Source organism: Pseudomonas sp., assembly GCF_050739655.1.
Classification (GTDB): domain Bacteria; phylum Pseudomonadota; class Gammaproteobacteria; order Pseudomonadales; family Pseudomonadaceae; genus Aquipseudomonas.
On the sequence record NZ_JBOIBY010000709.1, the window covers coordinates 1 to 6,579 of the forward strand.

The window sequence follows — 6,579 nt, forward strand, 5'->3', positions numbered from 1 at the left end:
CATTAGTAGTGACTGATCCACCGCATTCGCGAGCAAGCCCGCTCCCACAGGGTCCTTTTCGCATTCAGACTATCAACACAGGTCGAATCCCATGTCCCTTCCAACCCACGTACGCCTTGTCGAAGTCGGCCCCCGCGACGGTCTGCAAAACGAAGCCCAACCCATCAGTGTTACCGACAAGGTGCAACTGGTGGACGCGCTCACAGCCGCGGGCCTGGGGTATATAGAAGTCGGCAGTTTCGTTTCGCCCAAGTGGGTGCCACAGATGGCCGGTTCCGCCGAGGTTTTCGCACAGATCCAGCGCAAACCCGGCGTTACCTACGGCGCCCTCGCCCCCAACCTGCGCGGTTTTGAAGACGCCATTGCCAGTGGGGTCAAGGAAGTCGCGGTATTCGCGGCGGCATCCGAAGCGTTTTCCCAGCGCAACATCAATTGCTCGATCAGCGAAAGCCTGGAGCGTTTCGTGCCGATCATGGACGCCGCCAAACAACATGGCGTTACCGTGCGCGGTTACGTGTCCTGCGTGCTGGGCTGTCCTTATGAAGGCGATGTCGCCCCCGAGCAAGTTGCACGGGTCGCTCGCGAGCTGTACGCCATGGGCTGTTATGAGGTTTCCCTGGGCGACACCATCGGCACCGGCACCGCTGGCGCGACTCGCCGGATGATCGACGTGGTTTCCGCCGATGTACCACGGGAAAAACTGGCCGGGCATTTCCACGACACCTACGGCCAGGCCATGGCCAACATCTACGCCAGCCTGCTGGAAGGCATCTCGGTGTTCGACAGCTCCATCGCCGGGCTTGGCGGCTGCCCTTATGCCAAGGGCGCCAGCGGTAACGTCGCCACTGAAGACGTGGTTTACCTGCTCAACGGCCTTGGCATCGAAACCGGCATCGATCTGGACGCGCTGATCCGCGCCGGTCAGCAAATCAGTGCAGTGCTGGGTCGCCCGACCGGTTCCCGTGTGGCGAAGGCCCGAAGCGCACAGTGAAGCCAACGACTCGTGCGTGTGTTACCGCGACATCACAAACGTGGGGAAAAGCGAGTAACACGGAAACAAAATGTCAGGATTTGCTTGGGAGAAAAATCCTGAAAAATTTTAAGGTGTTGATTTTAAAGGGTTTTTAAAAGTTGGCACGGCTTCTGCTATCTCTATGGCATAACAAGAATAAAAAAATGCGACACACCCAATAAAAACAAGACGAAACGACTCTGACATAACAAAAACAACACGGCAGAGACGCAGCTAACAGATTTTTTTGGAGAAGATGTGCTTTTCAGGGTGCTTTTCGGAGTTACCCGCAACCGGGCAGAGAACAATAAAACTACCTTCAGGTAGCTCCCGAACTGGTTGGATCGCTTGGCGAGAAAGTAGATCAGCGCTCAAAAAAATACGTTTGCTCTTGATCCCGGATGGGGATCGCCAAAAACAGCGGTAAAGGGCAACGGTTGCCAAAAACAAAAACAGACCGACCCTCAATAATAAAAAAAGAGCACGCGAAACGAAAATTAAAGGGGAGCCTCGGCTCCCCTTTGTGCTGCCTGCGACTCAGGAATTTCAGCCCCCACCATGATCGTTCCTACGCTCCGCGTGGGAATGCCTCAACGGACACTCTGCGTTCGGCTTTTGATTTTGGGACGCGGAGCGTCCCGGGCTGCATTCCCACGCAAAGCGTGGGAACGATCAGAGGCAGGGTCAGGCCTGCTTACCGCGCAACTCCTCAATACTGATCTCACGCATCCGGAATTTCTGGATTTTGCCGGTTACTGTCATCGGAAACTCCTCGACGAACTTGAAGTAACGCGGCGTTTTGAAGTGCGCGATGCGTTCCTTGCACCATGTTTGCAGCTCCTGCTCGGTGGCGCTGTGACCGGGATGGAACTTGATCCAGGCCACGATCTCTTCGCCATAACGTGAGCACGGAATACCGATCACCTGCACGTCCGCAACGGCCGGATGGGTAAAGAAGAACTCTTCAAGCTCCCGCGGGTAAATGTTCTCGCCGCCACGGATGATCATGTCTTTGTTGCGCCCGGCGATGCACACGTAACCTTCGTCATTCATGCTGGCCAGGTCTCCGGTATGCATCCAGCCCGCCTGGTCGATCGCTTCCGCGGTGCCTTGCGGATTGTTCCAGTAACCCAGCATCACACTGTAACCGCGGGTACACAGCTCGCCGATGGTGCCACGGGGCACCAGGTTGCCCGCCTCGTCGATAATCTTGCTTTCCAGCTGCGGCTGGGTGCGTCCAACAGTGGTAACGCGCAGTTCCAGATCGTCCGACGGACCGGTTTGCAAGGACACCGGACTGGTTTCCGTCATGCCGTAGGCAATCTGCACTTCATTCATGTGCATTTCGCTGATGACGCGCCGCATCACTTCGATCGGGCACGTCGCCCCCGCCATGATGCCGGTACGCAGGCTGGACAAATCGAATTCGGCCCGTTGCGGCTGGTCGAGCATGGCAATGAACATCGTGGGCACACCGTACAGCGCGGTGGCTTTTTCTTCAGCGACGGTGCTCAGGGTCAGCAGCGGATCAAACGCATCGTTGGGATAAATCATCGTGCTGCCGTGGGTGATGCAGCCGAGATTACCCATGACCATGCCGAAGCAGTGATACAGCGGCACCGGGATAACCAGGCGATCAGCAGCCGTCAGGCCAAGGCTTTCACCGACCATGTAACCGTTGTTGAGAATGTTGTAATGACTGAGGGTCGCGCCCTTGGGGAAACCGGTGGTGCCGGAGGTGTACTGGATGTTCACCGCCTGGTCGAAATGCAGGCTGTCCTGGCGTTCGCGCAGCTGTTCAACCGACACGCTGCCCGCCAGATCAGCCAATTGCGACCACGGCAGGAAACCGGCCGGCGGCTGCGCATCCAGGCTGATCACACCACGCAGTTCCGGCAGGCGTTCGCTCTGCAACTGGCCGATGGATTGGTCTGCCAGCTCTGGCGCCAGGCCCTGCAACATGGCGTGATAATTGGAGGACTTGAAGGCACCGGCGCAAACCAGCCACTGGCAACCGGATTGCTTTAATACGTATTCGAGTTCGGAGCTGCGGTAGGCCGGATTGATATTGACCAGAATGACGCCGATTTTGGCAGTGGCAATTTGCGTGATGCACCACTGGGCACAGTTGGGTGCCCAGATGCCAAGGCGGTCACCGGCCTGCAGGCCCAGCGCCAGCAGCGCCCTGGCGTGCAAGTCCGCCGTCTCTGCCAACTGCCGCCAGGTGTAGCGCAACTGTTGGTGGCGTACGACCAGCGCTTCACCGGTCGGGTACTGCGCCGCTGTGTTATCGAACGCCTGGCCGATGGTCATCGCCAGCAAGGCTTTGTCCTGGGAACCACGGGTATAACTGCGTTGCGGGCTTGCACTGGGTTGATCCATGACGACCCCTATTGTCTTTATTTTGTAGGAGCGAGCTCGCTCGCGAAGAACGTCAGGGCACCGCGTTTATCCAGACAACACGCGTTATCGTTGACGTCCTTCGCGAGCAAGCTCGCTCCTACAGAATCACCCAAGTTGACGTTAACGTAAAGGGTGATTGACAGCCTTTCGTCACAGGCTTACGTTAACGTAAAGGTGAGAGCCGAATCGCAGCCCTCCCCACCCTACAACAAAGCCAAAAGGTGACCCATGAGCTACCCATCCCTGAACTTTGCCCTCGGTGAAACCATCGACATGCTGCGCGATCAGGTTCAGTCCTTCGTCGCCAAGGAGATCGCCCCGCGCGCCGCTCAGATCGACACCGACAATCTGTTCCCCGCCGACCTGTGGCGCAAGTTTGGCGACATGGGCCTGCTGGGCATTACCGTGCTGGAAGAGTACGGTGGTGCAGGCTTGGGTTACCTGGCTCACGTGGTGGTCATGGAAGAAATCAGCCGCGGTTCGGCCTCGGTTGCCCTGTCTTACGGCGCGCACTCCAACCTCTGCGTCAACCAGATCAACCGCAATGGCAACCATGAACAAAAATCCAAGTACCTGCCCAAGCTGATCAGCGGCGAGCACATCGGCGCCCTGGCCATGAGTGAGCCGAATGCCGGTTCCGACGTGGTGTCGATGAAACTGCGCGCCGAGAAGCGTGGCAATCATTACGTTCTAAATGGCAGCAAAACCTGGATCACCAACGGTCCGGACGCCAACACTTATGTCATCTATGCCAAGACCGACCTGGAAAAAGGCCCCCACGGCATCACCGCCTTCATCGTCGAGCGCGACTGGAAAGGCTTTAGCCGCAGCAACAAGTTCGACAAGCTCGGCATGCGTGGCTCGAACACCTGCGAGCTGTTTTTCGATGACGTCGAAGTGCCGGAAGAAAACATTCTCGGCGTGCTCAACGGCGGCGTGAAAGTGCTGATGAGCGGCCTCGACTACGAGCGCGTTGTGCTCTCCGGCGGCCCAACCGGGATCATGCAGGCCTGTATGGACCTGATCGTGCCGTACATCCACGACCGCAAGCAGTTCGGCCAAAGCATCGGTGAGTTCCAGCTGATCCAGGGCAAAGTCGCCGACATGTACACCCAGCTCAACGCCAGCCGTGCCTACCTGTACGCGGTGGCCCAGGCCTGCGAGCGCGGCGAAACTACCCGCAAGGACGCTGCCGGCGTGATCCTCTACAGCGCCGAACGCGCCACGCAAATGGCCCTCGACGCGATCCAGATTCTGGGCGGCAACGGCTACATCAACGAATTCCCGGCCGGTCGCCTGCTGCGTGACGCCAAGCTGTATGAAATCGGTGCAGGCACCAGCGAGATCCGACGCATGCTGATCGGTCGCGAACTGTTTAACGAGACGAAATGAATTTCGTCAGCTGCAAGCTACAAGCTTCAAGCTGCAAGAGAGCAGCTTTACTTGCGGCTTGTAGCTAGCCGCTCACAGCTGCTTACGGAGTAAGCCATGATTCTGCATACCCAGCTCAACCCTCGTTCAGCGGAGTTCGCCGCCAACAGCGCAGCAATGCTCGAACAGGTCGACGCGCTGCACACCCTGCTCGCCCAAGTGGCACAAGGTGGCGGGCCGAAGGCGCAAGAACGCCATACCTCCCGGGGTAAACTGCTGCCCCGCGAGCGCATCAATCGCCTGCTCGATCCGGGCTCGCCGTTCCTCGAAATCAGCCAGCTGGCGGCTTACGCGGTGTATGGCGAAGACGTTCCCGCCGCTGGCGTGATTGCCGGGATTGGCCGCGTAGAAGGCGTCGAATGCATGATCGTCGCCAACGATGCCACGGTAAAAGGTGGCTCGTACTACCCGCTGACGGTTAAAAAACACCTGCGCGCCCAGACCATCGCCCAGCAAAACCGTCTGCCGTGCATCTATCTGGTGGACTCCGGAGGCGCCAACCTGCCGCGTCAGGACGAAGTGTTTCCGGACCGCGAACACTTCGGCCGGATCTTCTTCAACCAGGCCAACATGAGCGCCATGGGCATTCCACAGATTGCCGTGGTCATGGGCTCCTGCACCGCCGGTGGCGCCTATGTGCCGGCAATGGCCGACGAAGCGATCATGGTTCGCGAGCAAGCGACGATTTTCCTCGCCGGACCGCCGCTGGTGAAAGCCGCGACAGGTGAAGTGGTCAGCGCCGAGGACCTTGGCGGAGCCGATGTGCATTGCAAGATTTCCGGCGTGGCCGACCATTACGCCGAAAGCGATGAACACGCCCTGGCCCTGGCGCGCCGCAGCGTTGCCAACCTCAACTGGCGCAAGCAAGGTGAGGTTCAGCAACGCACGCCGATCGCCCCGCTCTACAGCGGCGACGAGTTGTACGGTGTGGTGCCGGCTGACGCCAAGCAGCCGTTCGATGTGCGTGAAGTCATCGCACGGCTGGTCGACGGATCGGTGTTCGATGAATTCAAGGCCTTGTTCGGGACAACCTTGGTGTGCGGGTTTGCTCACTTGCACGGTTACCCGATCGCGATCCTCGCCAACAACGGCATCCTCTTCGCGGAAGCGGCGCAAAAAGGCGCGCATTTCATTGAGTTGGCCTGCCAGCGCGGCATTCCCTTGCTGTTCCTGCAAAACATTACCGGCTTCATGGTCGGCCAGAAGTACGAGGCCGGTGGCATTGCCAAGCACGGCGCGAAACTGGTGACCGCCGTCGCGTGCGCCAAAGTACCCAAGTTCACCGTGATCATCGGCGGCAGTTTCGGTGCCGGTAACTACGGCATGTGCGGACGCGCCTACGATCCACGCTTTTTGTGGATGTGGCCCAATGCGCGCATCGGCGTGATGGGCGCTGAGCAGGCCGCCGGCGTATTGGTGCAGGTCAAGCGCGAACAGGCCGAACGCAGTGGCCAGGGTTTCAGCGCCGAGCAGGAAGCTGAAATCAAGCAACCTATCCTCGACCAGTACGAAGAACAGGGTCACCCCTATTACTCCAGCGCTCGCTTGTGGGACGACGGTGTCATCGACCCGGCGCAAACCCGCGACGTGCTGGCCCTGGCCTTGTCGGCCTCGTTGAACGCACCAATCGAACCGAGCCGCTTCGGCGTGTTCCGGATGTGATTTTCTGTGGGAGCGGGCTTGCTCGCGAAGGATTCACCGCGGTTTACCAGAAGCACCGCGTTATCGTTCTT

General features: G+C 58.9%; 4 protein-coding genes. 3 read left to right on the plus strand and 1 reads right to left on the minus strand.

The genetic code is table 11. From position 1 onward, the window contains the following. Positions 1–91: 91 nt before the first annotated feature. On the plus strand, positions 92–991 hold the full coding sequence (locus tag ACRESJ_RS33715) for a hydroxymethylglutaryl-CoA lyase (protein WP_431761744.1): 900 nt from the start codon (positions 92–94) through the stop codon (positions 989–991). Positions 992–1,696: 705 nt separating this feature from the next. On the opposite strand, the gene ACRESJ_RS33720 is transcribed toward ACRESJ_RS33715, so the two are convergent. Continuing rightward, entirely contained in the window at positions 1,697–3,394 is a 1,698-nt protein-coding gene (locus ACRESJ_RS33720) for an AMP-binding protein (protein WP_431761745.1), read from the minus strand. A 249-nt stretch (positions 3,395–3,643) separates the two neighbouring features. Here ACRESJ_RS33720 and ACRESJ_RS33725 point away from each other — a divergent pair, with 249 nt between their 5' ends. Together ACRESJ_RS33725 and ACRESJ_RS33730 are read left to right on the plus strand one after the other, a co-directional pair. Further along, a complete protein-coding gene (locus tag ACRESJ_RS33725) occupies positions 3,644–4,807 on the plus strand; it encodes an isovaleryl-CoA dehydrogenase (protein ID WP_431761746.1) in 1,164 nt (387 codons plus the stop codon). 96 nt (positions 4,808–4,903) lie between these two features. Then, positions 4,904–6,508 (plus strand): carboxyl transferase domain-containing protein, encoded by a 1,605-nt coding sequence (locus ACRESJ_RS33730; protein WP_431761747.1) that lies wholly within the window; start codon positions 4,904–4,906, stop codon positions 6,506–6,508. Positions 6,509–6,579: the final 71 nt, after the last annotated feature.

Bases quoted from the DNA above. Each gene is read 5' to 3' on its own strand.
- ACRESJ_RS33715 (WP_431761744.1), top strand. From the start codon at position 92: ATGTCCCTTCCAACCCACGTACGCCTTGTCGAAGTCGGCCCCCGCGAC.
- ACRESJ_RS33720 (WP_431761745.1), bottom strand. From the start codon at position 3,394: ATGGATCAACCCAGTGCAAGCCCGCAACGCAGTTATACCCGTGGTTCC.
- ACRESJ_RS33725 (WP_431761746.1), top strand. From the start codon at position 3,644: ATGAGCTACCCATCCCTGAACTTTGCCCTCGGTGAAACCATCGACATG.
- ACRESJ_RS33730 (WP_431761747.1), top strand. From the start codon at position 4,904: ATGATTCTGCATACCCAGCTCAACCCTCGTTCAGCGGAGTTCGCCGCC.